Here is a 15407-nt window from a genome sequence, read left to right on the forward strand (position 1 = left end):
CTGATCGGTTCTGCACACGCGCAGCGGTTACTATTGAGGTCAATGAAACCAAAGAAACCGACCCAGGGCGCGAAAGCCCCCAAGTCCCCGGCGCCCAAGAAGGCAGCCGGTCCGTCGGGCAAGCCCCGCGCTGCCGCCAAGAAAGCCGGCAAGCTGCCCCCCTGGATGCCCGAATCCCTGAACACTGCTGAGCCGTCGCGTGGCAACAAGCGCGGGCCCAAGCCCGCGCATGCCGGGCCGATCCCGACCCGCCGCCGCCCGCATCCGACCCCGCTCGACGGTGAGGTCCAGGTCGACCCCTTCGCCGCCCGCGAGGCCGAGCGCTATGCGCAGCCGATCGCCAGCCGTGAGGCGATCCTGCAGCTGCTCGACCGCTGCGATGGCCCGCAGACCGCCGAAGAGATCGCCATCCACCTCGGCCTGACCGAGCCGGACCGTGCCGATGCCCTGGGCAAGCGTCTGGGCGCGATGTGCCGTGACGGCCAGCTGGTGCAGAACCGCCGTGGCGGTTTCGCACCGCTGCAGGCCGTCAACCTGATCACCGGCGTGGTGATCGCCAACCCGGAAGGGTTCGGCTTCCTGCGCCCGGTCGAAGGTGGCGACGATCTGTTCCTGCCGCCGTTCGAAATGCGCAAGGTGCTGCATGGTGACCGCGTGCTGGTCAACGTGACCGGCATCGATCGTCGCGGCCGTCGCGAGGCGAGCATCTCGCGTGTGCTCGAGCGTGGCATGAGCCGCCTGATCGGTCGCTTCAGCGTCGAGTTCGGCATCAACTACGTCGTGCCCGACGACAAGCGCGTGCAGCGCAATGTACAGATCCCACCCGACCAGACCGGCGATGCCCGCGATGGCCAGCTGGTGGTCTGCGAGCTGACCCAGGCGCCGGACACCCGCCGCCCGCCGATCGGCCGCATCATCGCCGTACTCGGCGACAAGCTGACGGCCTCGCTGGTGGTGGAAACCGCCATCCACGGTCATGAGCTGCCGTTCGAGTTCCCGGCCGAAGTGCTGGCTGAAGCCACCGCGGTCCCGATGGTGGTCACCCCCGAACAGATCGGCCACCGCGAGGACCTGCGCAACACGCCGCTGGTCACCATCGATGGCGAGGACGCCAAGGACTTCGACGACGCGGTCTACTGCGAACCCAATGCCGAAGGCTTCCGCCTGGTCGTGGCGATCGCCGACGTCTCCAATTACGTGCGTCCCGGTACGCCGCTGGACACTGAAGCGCAGAAGCGCGCGACCTCGGTCTATTTCCCCGGGTTCGTGGTGCCGATGCTGCCGGAAACGCTGTCCAACGGCATCTGCTCGCTGATGCCCAAGGTCGACCGCATGTGCTTCGTCTGCGATATGCAGGTGAACCGCGAAGGCGAGGTCATTCATTCGCGTTTCTACGAAGCGGTGATGAACTCGCACGCGCGCCTGACCTACAACCAGGTCTGGGAAGCGGTGGGCGAGAACGACCCGGCTGCGCGCAAGGCGATCGGTCCGCTGATGCCGCAGGTGGATCGCCTGTACCAGCTGTATCACGTGCTGGCCAAGGCGCGTACCCGCCGCGGTGCGATCGAATTTGAAACCTCCGAAGTGCGCTTCGTGCTGGACAACACCGGCGAAGTCACCCAGGCCGGGATGATGGTGCGCAACGATGCGCACAAGCTGATCGAAGAATGCATGATCGCGGCCAATGTGCAGGCTGCGCGCTACCTGCTGGCCAAGCAGGTGCCGGCGCCGTTCCGCGACCATGAGCGTCCGCCGGAATCCAAGTATGCCGATCTGCTCGAGTTCCTGAAGGAATTCAAGCTGAGCCTGCCGCCGTGGTCGAAGGTGCAGCCGGCCGATTTCACCAAGCTGTTGAAGAAAGTGCGCGATCGCCCGGACGCAGCGCTGCTGGAATCGGTGCTGCTGCGCAGCCAGAGCCTGGCGGTGTACTCGCCGGACAACCTGGGCCACTTCGGCCTGGCGCTGGATGCGTACGCCCACTTCACCTCGCCGATCCGTCGCTACCCCGATCTGCTGGTGCACCGTGCGATCAAACACGCGCTCAGCGGAGCCGCGCCGGAGAAGTTCACCTATTCGCCGCGTGAGATGGCCGCGCTGGCCCTGCAGTGCTCCGAGCGGGCGCGCCGTGCCGATGAAGCCGAGCGTGAAGTGGACGAGCGCTACCGCGCCGCGTGGATGGAAAAGCACGTCGGTGGCCAGTTCGAGGGCGTGATCAGTGGCGTGACCAGCTTCGGCTTGTTCGTGGAACTGGACGAATCCAAGGTCAATGGCCTGGTGCACGTCACCCAGCTGCCGCACGACTATTACCAGTTCGATGCGGTGCGCAAAACGCTCAACGGCGAACGCCGCGGCAAGATCTACCGCCTCGGTGACCGGGTGCGGATCCTGGTGCTCAAGGCCAGCATGGAAGAGCGCAAGATCGACTTCCGCCTGGTGGAAGAGAAGGACGATTCGCTGCCCGAGCTGCCGCCGCGCGGCCAGCCGGCCAAGCGCCAGAAGCAGAAGTACTGATCATCGCTTACCGGCCCACGGCCGGTAAGCGGCAGGTGCCGACCGTTGGTCGGCACGCTGCCTACCCGCCCACCGTTGGTGGGCACACGGATTCCACCGGAGCGATCCCATGCAGGCCCTCCCCGAATACAGCGGTGGTTGCCAGTGCGGCGCAATCCGCTTCCACGTGGTCGGTGCGCTGACCCACAGCTCGATCTGCCATTGCCGGATGTGCCAGAAGGCCTTCGGCGCTTACTACGCCCCCTTGGTCTCGGTCCGTGGCAGCGACTTCCGCTGGACCCGTGGTGAGCCCCGACGTTTCCAATCCTCCAACAAAGTCCAGCGCGGCTTCTGCGCTGACTGCGGCACACCGCTGACCTACGAAGCCCCCGATGGCGTGGCGGTCGCGGCCGGCGCCTTCGACGAACCGGCCCGCCTGCCGCCGACGATCCAGTACGGGATCGAGGCCAAGCTCCCGTTCGTGGATGCCCTGGGGTCGCTCAGCGCGCTGCGCAGCGAGGAAGACGCCGAGGCCGGCGACTTCCTGCTGCATATCGTCTCCCACCAGCACCCGGACCACGACACCGCGGAGTGGCCGCCGGGCTGAAGGCGGTCTGTGAACGCCCGGCAGGGCAGGGTGGGCCTTGATGCTCTACCATTACCAACCCCTTTACCGGTCCCGCCCCCCGCAATGAGCAAGCAAAGCCAGTGGATCGTCGGCGTCAACGCCGTCGCCTCTTCGATCGAGAATGATGCCGAGAACGTCCGCGAGGTCCTCATCGAGGCCGGCGCGAAGAACCCGCGTCTGACCGAGATCGAAGAAAACGCACGCCGCAAGGGCATCGACGTGCGCAAGGTGAACACCCAGGCGCTGGACGGTGTGGGCGGTTCGGTGCGTCACCAGGGTGTGGCGGCGCGCTACCAGGCCGCTCGGACCTGGGGCGAAAACGAGCTGGAAGGGCTGGTCGAAGCGGCCGAGGGCAAGGCCCTGCTGCTGATCCTCGACGAGGTCCAGGACCCGCACAACCTCGGCGCCTGCCTGCGCAGCGCAGCGGCGGCCGGTGCCACGGCGGTGATCATTCCCAAGGACAAGTCGGCGTCGGTCAATGCGACCGTGCGCAAGACGTCGGCTGGCGCGGCCGACCGTATCCCGGTGGTGCAGGTGACCAACCTCTCGCGCTGCCTGAAGGACCTGCAGAAGCTGGGCGTGTGGATCTACGGCCTGGCCGGTGAAGCCACCGAGTCGCTGTACGCGATCGACCTGAAGGGCAACGTGGCGCTGGTGCTGGGCGGCGAAGCCGACGGCCTGCGTCGTCTGACCCGCGAAAACTGCGATGGCCTGGTCAAGATTCCGATGCCGGGCGATATCGAGAGCCTGAACGTCTCCGTCGCCACCGGCGTGAGCCTGTTCGAAGCGGTGCGTCAGCGCGGGCTGTAAGCCGCGCACAGGCCCGGGTAGAGCCACGCCATGCGTGGCTGAGCGGTGCCGGATCCAGAGGCAGCCACGCATGGCGTGGCTCTACCTGTGATGCACCTGGCGCGGGGGATCACCCCGCGCTGCCGCCCAGCGCCTTGAACAACGTCACATCGTTGATCAACTGCCGCTGGCGCACGGACGCCAGTGACAGCTCGGCATCGCGCCGGGTCTGTTGCGCTTCCAGCCAGGTGCGCAGGTCGGTAGCGCCGACCCGGTAGCGCACTTCATACATCCGCTCGATCTCCACTGCTTCGTCGTAGGACGCCTGCGAGGCCGCCACCTGCGTGGCGAACTGGGTGCGCGCCGACAGGGCGTTGTCCACTTCCGACAGCGCGGTGTACAGCGTGCGGCGGAACCCGTTGGCCGCGATCTGGTAATCGGTGCCGGCCAGGCGGGTGTTCAACTTGGCCTGGCGCACATTGAGGAACGGCAGCGACAGCCCCGCGCCCAAGGTGGCGACCGGATTCTTCAGCACGTCCGAGAGCGAGGGCGCGCCGGTACCGACACTGCCGGTCAGGCTCAACGCAGGGTAGTACTGGGTAGCTGTGACCTTGATGGTCTTCAGGCTGTTGCGCAGGCGCAGCTCGGCGGCGCGCAGGTCCGGGCGGCGGCCGAGCAGATCGGCCGGCAGGCCTTCGGCCACGACCGGGCTGCCGGCGCGCTGCAGTTGCTGCGGTTCCTCGGCCAGTGCCAGCGGCTGCCCATCCAGCAGCACCGTCAGTGCATTGCGCGCAGCCACACGCTGCTGCTCCAGTGCACTCTGCGCAGCACGCTGTGCCTCCAGGCTCTGTACGGCCTGACGTACTTCCAGGCGCGAGACCGCACCGGCATCGAAGCGCGCCTGGACCAGCTCGCGGGTGCGCTCCAGGCGCTCCAGATTGGCCTGGCCGGCGGCAATCGACTGGTTGAGGAAGGCCAGCGTCCAGTATTGCGTGGCCACGTCGCTGATCACCAGCAGGGCGGTGTTCTGCAGGTCTTCCTGGCTGGCCTGGGCCTCCCACTGGGCGATGTCGCGCTGGGTACGCAGGCGGCCCCAGAGATCGATCTCCCACTGCAGGGACACGCCGGCCGAGCTGCCGCGGGTCCAGTCCGCGCGCTGGTCGATGGGGCGGTTGCCGCTGCTGCTGACGCTGCCCGAGGGCTGCGGCCACAGCGCGTTGTCGGCCAGACCGGCCTGAAGGCGCGCGCGCTGCACAGCCAACCCGGCCGAGACCAGGTCGGTGTTGGCGGCCAGGGCGCGATCGATCACGCGGTCCAGCCCGGTGTCGCCGAACTGGGTCCACCAGGCATCGCTGCGGACATCGGCGGCAGCCGCCTGCGGCTGCTCGCTCACTGCCTCGGTGGGCGTGTTCAAACGACCATAGGTGGCCGGTACTGCCGGCGCCTCGACCTGGTAGCGGCCGGTGCTGACGCAGGCCGACAGGGCCAGTGCAGTCACGCAGGCCAGGGCCAGTGGACGCAGCGATGCGGGGTGCAGCAGAGCAGGAGAAATCTTCATTCGCGCGCCAGCGCCTCCACGGGATCAAGTTGGGCGGCATTGCGGGCCGGCAGGAAACCAAACGCCACGCCGATCAGGCTGGAGCAGGCGAAGGCGGCCACGATGGACGCGGTCGAGAACAGCATCTGGAAGTCCGGCGCGAATCTGCCGAACAGCCAGCCGACCACCAGCGACAGGCCGACGCCGAGCAGGCCGCCGAGCAGGCAGACCAGCACCGCCTCGATCAGGAACTGCTGGCGTATATCGCTCTGCCGCGCGCCCACGGCCATGCGCACGCCGATTTCGCGGGTGCGCTCGGTCACCGAGACCAGCATGATGTTCATCACGCCGATGCCGCCGACCAGCAGCGCGATCGCGGCGATGGCGCTGATCAGCAGGGTCATGCTGCGAGTGGTCTGTTCAATGGTCTGGCGGATTTCAGCGCTGTTGCTGAGGAAGAAATCCTCGGTGCCGTGGCGCATGATCAACAGCTTGGAAATGGCTGCTTCGGCAGCATCCATCGGGGTCGCATCATCCACCCGCACCGTGATGCCGGACACGTGACTCTGGCCGAGCATGCGCGACATCACGGTGGTGTAAGGCACCCACACGCTCAGGCTGGTGCTGCCGCCAAATCCAAATCCTGGCCGCTGGGCGACGCCGATCACGCGTACCGGAACATTCCCGAGCAGGATCACCTGGCCGATTGGATCTTCGCCATTGGGGAAAAACTGGGTGCGGGTGTTCTCGTCGATCAGTGCCACCTGTGCCAGCCGCGTGACCGCGTCGCGGTCGAAGAAGCTGCCGGCGAGCAGCTTGACGCCCTTGACCCGGAAGAACTGCTCGCCGACGCCGCTCACCTGGGCCGTGGCCGACTGGTTGCGGTAGCGGGCGGTCACCGAGGAGGAGACGCTGGGCGTCGCGCTGTCGACGTAACTCTGGTTGGCCAGCGCATCGGCATCACTGGCCTTGAGGGTCTGCACGCGAGCCGAACGCATGTCGCCGAATCCGCGGCCGGAATACACATCGATCGTGTTGGTGCCGAGCGAGCCGATGGTCTGCAGGATCTGCTGCTGCGAGCCATTACCCAACGCCACCACCGAGACCACCGAGGCGATGCCGATGATGATGCCGAGCATGGTCAGGAAGGTGCGCAGGCGATGGGCATTCATGGCCAGCAGGGCCATCCGGAACGCTTCGGTGAAGCGGTCGCGGGCGGCACGCCAGCTGTGGCCCTTGCTCGCGGCCACGGTTGGCTGCCGCTGTGCGCGATAGCTCGGCGCCGCTGGATTGGCGCGGTCGGCGATGATCTCGCCATCGCGGATTTCGATGATGCGCTGGGCGTGCTGGGCCACACTCATGTCGTGGGTGACGATGATGATGGTGTGGCCTTCGGCATGCAGCTCGCCCAGGATGCCCATCACTTCTTCGCCGGATTTCGTGTCCAGTGCACCGGTCGGCTCATCGGCGAGGATCACCTCGCCACCGTTCATCAGCGCCCGTGCGATCGAGACACGCTGCTGCTGGCCGCCGGAGAGCTGGCCTGGGGTGTGGTTCATGCGGTCGCCCAGACCGAGGCGCTGCAGCAGCTCCTCGGCGCGCGCAGTGCGCACCGGGCCGGGGCTGCCGGCGTAGACGGCGGGTACCGCGACATTGCCGCGCGCATCCAGATCGCCGAGCAGGTGGTAGCGCTGGAAGATGAAGCCGAAGTGTTCGCGGCGCAGTTCGGCCAGGTCGTCCGGTTCCATCCGCCCGGTCTCGCGGCCGGCCACCTGGTAGCTGCCACGCGTGGGGCGGTCCAGGCAGCCCAGGATGTTCATCAGGGTGGACTTGCCCGAGCCGGACTGGCCGACGATGGCGACCATCTCGCCGGCAGCGATGTCCAGATTGACGTCGCGCAACACCGCGATGGTGTCATCGCCTGCCGGAAATTCCCTGCGCAGGTCGCGCAGCCGCAGCAGCGGCGTGCCCGTCGAGGCCGCGCTCATCGGCGCGGTCCGCCCATGCCGGGGCCGCTGATCCGCACGGCGCCACCGCGGCTGCCGCCGCCTGCGCCCTGTGCACCACCGCCTTCGCCGACGATGACCTTGTCACCCTCTTCCAGGCCGGACAGGACTTCGGCGTTGGCACCGTTGTTGATGCCGATCTTGACCTTGCGCGGGGCCGGCATGCCGTCGGCACCGGCCACGCGCACCAGATACTGCCCATCGCGACTCTTCGGGCCGAGCGCCACGGCGGGAATGAGCAGCACATCCTTGGCCTGCTTGAGCATCATCGAGACCTGGGCGGTCATGTCGATGCGCAGGGTGCCGTCCGGGTTTTCCACATCGAACAGCGCGTTGTAGTACACCGCGGTGGTGGTGGTGGAGTCGCTGGTGGTGGAATCCTTCTTGACGATGGTGGCCGGGGCCGGGTTGATCTGGCGCAGCGTGGCGTGATATCTGCGGTCTGGATCGCCCAGCGTGGTGAAGTACACCGGCATGCCCGCCCGGATCTTGACCACGTCTGCTTCGGACACATCGGCATTGACCGTGACCAGATCGAGGCGGGCGAGCATCACGATGGTCGGTGCGGTCTGGTTGGCGTTGACGGTGCGCCCTTCTTCGGTGACCACCGCGACCACGGTGCCGTCCATCGGCGCGATGATGCGGGTGTAGGCGAGATTGGCGCGGGCCGTGCCCAATTCGGTTTCGCGCCCCTTGATCTGTGCGTCGAAGGACTGGATCTGGGCACGGGCGGTCTTGAGCTTGGCATCGGCCGCATCGAACTCGGCGCGCGAGGTAGCTTCGGCCGCCAGCATCTGCTGCTGGCGTGCGAACTCGAGCTCGGCTTCGCGCAGGCTGGCCTGCTGGACCGCGCGCTGTGCCTTGACCTGGTCCAGCGAGGCCTGGGCATTGAGCACCTGGTTCTGCTGGGTGGTGGCGTCGATCTCGGCGATCAGATCGCCCTCTTTGACGGTATCGCCGAGCTGGACCTTCAGCGACGTGACCTGGCCGGAAGCCTGCGCGCCGACGCTGACCAGCTTGTAGGCGTCGATCACGCCGGTGGCTTCCACCGTCTGTTCGATGTCGCCGCGGCTGACCGGTGTGGTCGCCAGGGTGGGCGCGGTCGGCTTGCGCAGCATCCATGCCACAATCGCGGCGATCAGGACGAGGACCACGAGCAACAGCAGGAGGCGAGCACGGCGGGTTCTGGGCAAACGGGGCTTCACGATGATCGTCAACTCGGCAGGCCGGTGCATCGGCGTTGTCAGCATTGTGAAGATCGTTCACCGCCGGCTCAATGCTCGCCGTGTACCAAGATGTATCCCTGCGGTGCACAGCGCATTTCATTGTGTATCTGCATCACCCCTTGAAACAGACGTACGTAAACCAGGAGATGCGGTTCAGCTCCCGACAGGGGATGATCACTGCATGGAGACTGCCAACAGCATGCACAGACTGCTGATCGTCGATGACGACAACGATATCCGCCAGCTGCTCGCCGAGCAGCTTGGCCGCGCCGGTTACCTGGTGAGCACGGCCAGCGATGGCCAGGGCATGCGCCAGCTGCTGGAGCGCGAACACGTCGATCTGATCGTGCTCGACCTCAACCTGCCGCGCGAAGACGGCCTGACCCTGTGCCGCGATCTTCGCGCGCGCTCGAGCACGCCGGTGATCATGTTGACCGCGCGCAGCGAGCCGATCGATCGCGTGCTCGGCCTGGAGATGGGCGCCGACGACTATCTGGCCAAGCCGTTCGAACCGCGCGAACTGCTTGCCCGCATCCGCAACGTGCTGCGCCGCACCGAGGCGCTGCCGGCCAACCTGGAGCCGCTGGCGATCCGCCGTGCGCGCTTCTCCAGTTGGATCTTCGATCTCGAACACCGCCATCTGGTTGATCCCGATGGACGCGTGGTGGTGTTGTCCGGCGCCGAATTCCGGCTGCTGCGGGTGTTCGTCGGGCATGCCAACAAGGTGCTGTCGCGCGAACAACTGGTGTCGCTGAGCAGCGGCCGCAACTACGAATCGCAGGATCGCGCCATCGATCTGCAGGTCAGCCGCCTGCGCAACAAGCTGGCCGATGATGGCGGCAGCGACGGCCTGATCAAAACCGTGCGCAACGAAGGCTATGTGCTTGCTGCGGCGGTCACCCTGGAATGAAACGCCTGCGCCACTTCTTTTCCTCGATGGTGGGGCGACTGTTCGTGATCCTGCTGCTGGGCATGAGCGTGGCCGCGATCGGCGCGACCATGCTGGCAAGTACCAAGCGCCAGCAGGAGTTCGAGCGGCAGAACCTCAACCGCATCGCCGACCGCCTGCAGGGGTTCGTGAATCTGCTGGACGGTAATCCGGAGTTGCGCCAGCGGCTGCTCACCAGTGGCGGGCCGAGTGTGCGGCAGCTGCCGGAGGGGGCACGCATCGGCCGGCCCGATGCCGCGCTGATGGAGATCCTCGATGACCGGCCCGGCCCGGTGGCGAGCAGCCAGGTGGCCTTCACCTCGTTCCGCTCCTGCCTGCCGCGGTTGCCGGAGCTGCTGCCGCCGCCGCGCGACAAGGAAAAGATGCGGCACCCGCCGCGTGAGCGCGACCCGGCCTTCATCCCACCCAAGTGCCGCGTGGTCACGCTGCAGCTGACCGACGGCACACCGCTGCGGCTGGCACTGGATTCCCCCGCCGTGGCGCACAACGGCGTGCTCGCCGTGGACCCGTTGTTCCTGACCTTGCTGGTCGTGGCGATCGCCATCCTGGCCTACATCGTGGCGCGGATGGCCAGCGCCCCGCTGCAGCGGTTGGCCGATGCCGCCGCCGCACTGGGTGATGATCTGCAGGGCGCCCCGATGCCGGTGACCGGCCCGGTGGAAGTCCGCCGGGCTGCGGAGGCGTTCAACGCCATGCAGAAGCGGCTGCAGCGCCACCTCGGTGAGCGCACCCAGATGCTGGCAGCGATCACCCATGATCTGCAGACACCGGTGACGCGCTTGCGGCTGCGGCTGGAGAACGTCACCGATGAGACATTGCGTGAACGCCTGATCGCCGATCTCGGCGCGATGCAGGCGCTGATCCGTGAAGGGCTGGAGCTGGCCCGCAGCGCCGAGAGCGCTGAACAACGTGCCGCGCTGGACCTCGATTCGCTGCTGGAGAGCATCGTCGAAGATGCCGCCGAAGCCGGCGCCGATGTCCATTTCGAGCAACCCAGCGGGGCAGTGCTCATGCTGCGCCCCTTGGCGATGCACCGCCTGTTCTCCAACCTGGTCGACAACGCGGTGATGTACGGCCAGACCGCACGCGTGCGGGTGGAGCAGGCCGGGCAGGACGTGGAGGTGCGCATCCGCGACAGCGGCCCCGGCCTGGCCGAGGACGAGCTGGAGGCGGTGTTTGACCCGTTCGTGCGGCTGGAGACCTCGCGCTCGCGCCAGACCGGCGGTGCCGGCCTGGGGCTGACCATCGCCCGGGCGTTGGCCGAAAAGGACGGCGCGACGCTGCACCTGCGCAACCATCCGCAGGGCGGGCTGGAAGCGATCGTGCGCTGGGCCGCGCCGGCGCGGGCGGCGGCGGGGCCACGCGGGGGCTGACGCCGGTCCCCCAAAGCGAAAGGATTTGCCTACTATGGGCATCTCTTTCCAGCGTCTCCCCCATGAGAGCGTACGACTCTGCCGGCCATCGCGCCGGTGCACGGCCGTTCCCCCCATGCACACGGCGCCTGCCCAAGGTTGATCCATACGGATGAGCGATCGGGGGGGCAGGATCCGGTGGCGGCCGGCACAACTGAAGTTCCCGGGCATGCCAACGCTGCAGGCGGCAGCGCTGTGGCTGTTGCTGCTGTGCGCGCTGCCGTGGTCGCTGTCGGCGCAGGATGGCCCGCCGCCGCTGCGCGACTACGCCATCGATGTCTGGACCTCGCGCAACGGGTTGCCGCACAACTCCCTGCGCGACATCGCGCAGACGCCCGAAGGGCACCTGTGGTTCGCCACCTGGGAAGGCCTGGTCCGCTACAACGGCCTGGATTTCACCGTGTTCGACCGCAGCACCACGCCGGGCCTGCGCGATAACGGGGTCGGCGCGTTGTTGGTGGACCGCAGCGGCGGACTGTGGATCAGTGACTCGCGCGGCAACGTGACCCGGCGCGGCCCGGACGGCCGCTGGCAGGTCTGGGAGCACCGCGCCGATACGCCGCAGGTGCTGATCCAGGCGATGCAGATGGACAGCCATGGGCGCCTGTGGCTGCTGTACGAAGGCAAGGGGATCGGCAGTCTGGCGCCGGACGGGACGTTCGACTATCAGAAGCCACCGGCCGACGTACCGATGGCCATGAGCTTCACCAAGCTGGTCGTGGATGCGCAGGACCGGGTCTGGGTCGGCACACTCGACGGGCTGGTCGTACGCGATACCGATGGCGTGCTGCGCCGTGCGCCGGACAGCTGGGGGCTGGGGCGTGGCCTGGTCTGGCCGTATCGCGCGCCCGACGGGGTGATGTGGGTAGTGGCTGGCGAGCGCATCTACCGGATGCAGGACGGCGCACCGCTGCTGCGGCACCGGCTGCCGGGCGTGACCCACATCACCGCGATGCTGCAGGACCGCCATGGCGATCTGTGGCTGGGCACCGAGAATCAAGGTCTGCTGCGGTTGTCGCGGCACGGGCTGGAGCGATTGCCGCCGGGCCTGTCGTTGCCCGGCGGACGCGTGGTCAGCCTGCGCGAAGATGCCGAGGGCAGCATCTGGGTCGGCGCCAACGGCGGGCTGTATCGCCTGCGCGAAACCCTGTTCAGCAGCTTCACCGAGCGCGACGGGCTCAGTGGCGACTACGTGCGCACGGTGTTCGAGGATCGGCAGAGGCAGCTGTGGATCGGCAGCGCCAGCGGGCTGGACCGGCGCGATGCCCAGGGTCGCTTCAGCGCGATGCCACTGCGCAACAACGTCGGCAAGAGTCCCTCGGTATTGAGCCTGGCCCAGGATCGCGAGGGCACGCTGTGGGTGGGCACGTTTGGCGACGGCATCTTCCGGATCAACGAACAGGGGCAGCGCCTGCGCGACTACGGCACGGACGAAGGGCTGCCGGGCGGCAACATCCGTGCGATCAGCATCGATCGCGACGGGGTGGTCTGGGCCGGTACCCAGAAGGGGGTGGTCCGCATCGAGGCCGGCAAGGCCGAGCAGCCGGTGATCCCGGGCATGCCGACCGGGCTGATCACCGCGTTGGCGCATGACGACGACGGCGCGTTGTGGATCGGCACCATCGAGGGGATCCGCGTGCTGCGCGGTGACCGGGTCCAGACGATCGATCTACAGCCGTTGGGCGGTGGCCGCAGCGTGTTCGGGTTCCAGCAGATCGGCGATGCGATGTGGGTCAGCACCGACCGCGGCCTGTACCGCTACCAGGAAGGCAGGCTGGCACGGGTCGGTCTGGAGCAGGGCATGCCGGTGGATACGGTGTTCCAATTGGTGCCCGACCGCGTCGGCAACGTGTGGATCAGCAGCAACCGCGGCGTGCTTCGCACCGACATGGCGATGCTCAACGCGGTCGCCGATGGCCGCGCCGAACGGGTCGAGGTGGAGCACTACAACGAGATTGACGGCATGGCCAATTCGCAGGCCAACGGCAGCTCCGGGCCCTCGGCGATCCTGCGCCAGGACGGCACTTTCTGGGTGGTGACCGCCGGCGGCTTGAGCACGGTCGATCCATTGCGCCTGCAGCGCTTCCGTGAGCGCATGGCGCCACCGGCGGTGATCGAGAACGTGCAGGTCGATGGCGCGCCCCTGCATTGGCAGGGCAGCAATCACAATGCGATTCCGGGCGGGCGCCGGCTGAGCGTGAGCTACGTCGGCCTCAGCTATCTGCTTTCCGAGCGGATCCGCTACCGGACCCGTCTGGACGGCCTGGACAAGGGGTGGATCGAGCGCGGCCAGCAGCGCAGTGTGGAATTCATCGGCCTGCCGCCGGGCGACTACACGCTGCACGTCTCCGCCGCGCATCCAGGCGGTGTCTGGAGCGACAGCGAAGCGGTCTGGGAATTCACGGTGGAGCCGTTCCTGTGGCAGCGCCACAGCGTGCAGTTGATCGCCGCGCTGTTGTTGCTGGCTGGGCTGGTGGCGCTGTACCGGTATCTGATCAACCGCTACAAGGCCAGCAACGTGCGGCTGGCGCGGATGGTGCAGGAAGCCACGCTGGATCTGCAGACCCAGACGGTCAACCTGCAGGCACTCAATCAGGAGAAGACCGAACTGGCCGACCGCTTGGCGGTGCAGGCCGAGGCGTTCGAGCGGCAGGCCCGCGAAGATGCGCTGACGGGGCTGCCGAACCGGCGTGCATTCGATGAAGCGCTGGCGCGCGATTTCGCCCGTTCGCAGCGCAGCCGTCACCCGCTGTGTCTGGTGGTGCTGGATATCGATCACTTCAAGGAAGTGAACGACCGGCACAGCCATTCGGTGGGCGATGTGGTGCTGGTGGAAGTGGCGCGTCTGTTGGCCTCGGCGTGCCGCGATTCGGACATGCCCGCACGTACGGGCGGCGAAGAATTCGCGCTGCTGCTCAACGATACCCGGCTGGATGAAGCGGCCCAGGTCTGCGCGCGTCTGCGCGGGCTGTTCCATGATCATCCGGACTGGGCCGGTATTCCGGGCCTGAAGGTCACCTTCAGTGCCGGTCTGGTGGAACTGGACGCTGCCGACCGCACCCCGATGCTGCTTTACCAGCGCGCCGATCGCGCGCTGTACCGCGCCAAGAGCGAAGGGCGCGACAGGACCGCTATCGGGTGATGCAGCTCAGGGGCGCGGCCAGCTGTTGGCGACCTTGCAGAACAGTTTGGCGGTCTGCTCGGTGTCGTACACCGCGCTGTGCGCTTCATCGGCATCCCAGCCTAGCCCGGCAGCGGTGGCCGCGCGTGCCAGCACGGTCTGCCCGTAGGCGATGCCGCCGAGAGTCACGGTGTCGAACACGCTGAAGGGATGGAACGGGTTGCGCTTGTGGCCGGTGCGGTTGACGGCCGCATTGACGAAGCCCAGATCGAAATGGGCGTTGTGCCCGACCAGGATCGCGCGCTGGCAACCGTACTTCTTCATCGCCGCCCGGATCGGGGTGAAGATGTGGTCCAGCGCATCGCGCTCGACCTTGGCCAGCCGGAACGGGTGATCCAGGATGATCCCGGTGATTTCCAGCGACTTCGGGTCGATCTCCAGGCCTTCGGCCGGGACCACGTGGGCACTGGCGGTCTGGCCGGGATAGAGCAGGCCGTTTTCGTCCATCTCGATCGGAACGGCGGCGATCTCCAGCAGCGCGTGGCGATCAGAGTCGAATCCCCCGGTCTCCACATCCACCGCCACCGGCAGGAAGCCGCGGAAGCGGGTCGCCATCAAGCGCTGGGCAGCGGGCAGTGCGTCGGCAGCAGCCGGCGCGTCGGAGCGGGGGAGGTCGTCAGTCATCGCGCCAGTTTAGCAGAGCGGCCTGTACCCCCCCTGCGCTCAGGCCAGGGCCGGGAGGCGCCCGCGGCCGCGGTGCAGCAGGTGATCCAGGCTCAACGGGCCGGCGCCCTGCAGGGCCAGAGGCAGCAGCATGGCCATGAACAGCAGCGGCAGTTTGAAGTTGCCAAAGCCCTGATCGGTGATGACATAGCCCATCGCCAGCTCGGCCAGCCCATTCCAGTGCATCGGCCAGTGCACGGCGGCGGTGGCGACCACGGTCAGCACCAGCAGGCAGCTGGCGGCCACGCGGGTCCCCAGCCCAAGCAGCAGGCAGGCTGCGCCGACCAGCTCGAACCAGGTGGCCAGCTGCCAGTTCAGGGTGGCCGGCAGCTGATCGAAGGGAAACGGGAAGGCCTGCTGCAGGTCCTCGAACCAGTTCTGGCCTCGCAGTTTTTCACGGCCGGACTCGAAGTACTCCCAGCCCATCAGCAGGCGCAGGCCGAGCGGGGCCAACCACGGGCCGAGGTGATCCAGCCGGGCGCGCAGGGCGACCAGGGGCGGTGACTTCATCGATGCGATTCCTTTG

At 67.4% G+C, this 15407-nt stretch carries 11 protein-coding genes; 6 read left to right on the plus strand and 5 right to left on the minus strand.

Annotated elements, in window-relative coordinates:
* Positions 1-42: 42 nt before the first annotated feature.
* From rnr to rlmB, 3 genes are all read left to right on the plus strand, one after another.
* Positions 43-2511 carry a ribonuclease R gene (rnr, locus tag BCL79_RS12195; protein WP_121041537.1) on the plus strand — a complete coding sequence of 823 codons (2469 nt, stop codon included), beginning with the start codon at positions 43-45 and terminating at the stop codon, positions 2509-2511.
* 109 nt (positions 2512-2620) lie between these two features.
* Entirely contained in the window at positions 2621-3097 is a 477-nt protein-coding gene (locus BCL79_RS12200) for a GFA family protein (protein WP_121041539.1), read from the plus strand.
* An 84-nt stretch (positions 3098-3181) separates the two neighbouring features.
* A complete protein-coding gene (gene rlmB / locus BCL79_RS12205) occupies positions 3182-3928 on the plus strand; it encodes a 23S rRNA (guanosine(2251)-2'-O)-methyltransferase RlmB (RefSeq protein WP_019184367.1) in 747 nt (248 codons plus the stop codon).
* Between the two features lie 109 nt (positions 3929-4037).
* Here the strand turns inward: rlmB and BCL79_RS12210 are convergent, their stop codons facing one another.
* Genes BCL79_RS12210 through BCL79_RS12220 form a run of 3 tightly spaced genes read right to left on the minus strand, consistent with a single transcriptional unit; the run spans position 4038 to position 8685 of the window.
* Complete coding sequence (locus BCL79_RS12210) at positions 4038-5465, minus strand: efflux transporter outer membrane subunit (RefSeq protein WP_121041541.1); 1428 nt, start codon at positions 5463-5465, stop codon at positions 4038-4040.
* On the minus strand, positions 5462-7432 hold the full coding sequence (locus BCL79_RS12215; RefSeq protein WP_121041543.1) for a MacB family efflux pump subunit: 1971 nt from the start codon (positions 7430-7432) through the stop codon (positions 5462-5464). The genes BCL79_RS12210 and BCL79_RS12215 overlap by 4 nt, the downstream gene beginning before the upstream one ends.
* Complete coding sequence (locus BCL79_RS12220; protein WP_121042193.1) at positions 7429-8685, minus strand: efflux RND transporter periplasmic adaptor subunit; 1257 nt, start codon at positions 8683-8685, stop codon at positions 7429-7431. The genes BCL79_RS12215 and BCL79_RS12220 overlap by 4 nt, the downstream gene beginning before the upstream one ends.
* 172 nt (positions 8686-8857) lie before the next feature.
* Here BCL79_RS12220 and BCL79_RS12225 point away from each other — a divergent pair, with 172 nt between their 5' ends.
* The 3 genes from BCL79_RS12225 (at position 8858) to BCL79_RS12235 (ending at position 14179) form a co-directional block, all read left to right on the plus strand.
* Positions 8858-9586: a response regulator gene (locus tag BCL79_RS12225; protein ID WP_121041545.1), complete on the plus strand. Its 729-nt coding sequence runs from the start codon at positions 8858-8860 to the stop codon at positions 9584-9586.
* Complete coding sequence (locus BCL79_RS12230) at positions 9583-10998, plus strand: sensor histidine kinase (protein ID WP_121041547.1); 1416 nt, start codon at positions 9583-9585, stop codon at positions 10996-10998. Before BCL79_RS12225 ends, BCL79_RS12230 begins: the two co-directional genes overlap by 4 nt.
* A gap of 208 nt (positions 10999-11206) precedes the next feature.
* On the plus strand, positions 11207-14179 hold the full coding sequence (locus tag BCL79_RS12235; protein WP_121041549.1) for a ligand-binding sensor domain-containing diguanylate cyclase: 2973 nt from the start codon (positions 11207-11209) through the stop codon (positions 14177-14179).
* Between the two features lie 6 nt (positions 14180-14185).
* Here BCL79_RS12235 and rnt read toward each other — a convergent pair whose 3' ends face one another.
* Together rnt and BCL79_RS12245 are read right to left on the minus strand one after the other, a co-directional pair.
* A complete protein-coding gene (gene rnt / locus BCL79_RS12240; RefSeq protein WP_121042195.1) occupies positions 14186-14773 on the minus strand; it encodes a ribonuclease T in 588 nt (195 codons plus the stop codon).
* Positions 14774-14881: 108 nt separating this feature from the next.
* A complete protein-coding gene (locus BCL79_RS12245; protein WP_121041551.1) occupies positions 14882-15391 on the minus strand; it encodes an HvfX family Cu-binding RiPP maturation protein in 510 nt (169 codons plus the stop codon).
* Positions 15392-15407 lie beyond the last annotated feature (16 nt).

The sequence above is a fragment of the Stenotrophomonas rhizophila genome (assembly GCF_003651185.1).
GTDB lineage: Bacteria > Pseudomonadota > Gammaproteobacteria > Xanthomonadales > Xanthomonadaceae > Stenotrophomonas > Stenotrophomonas maltophilia_Z.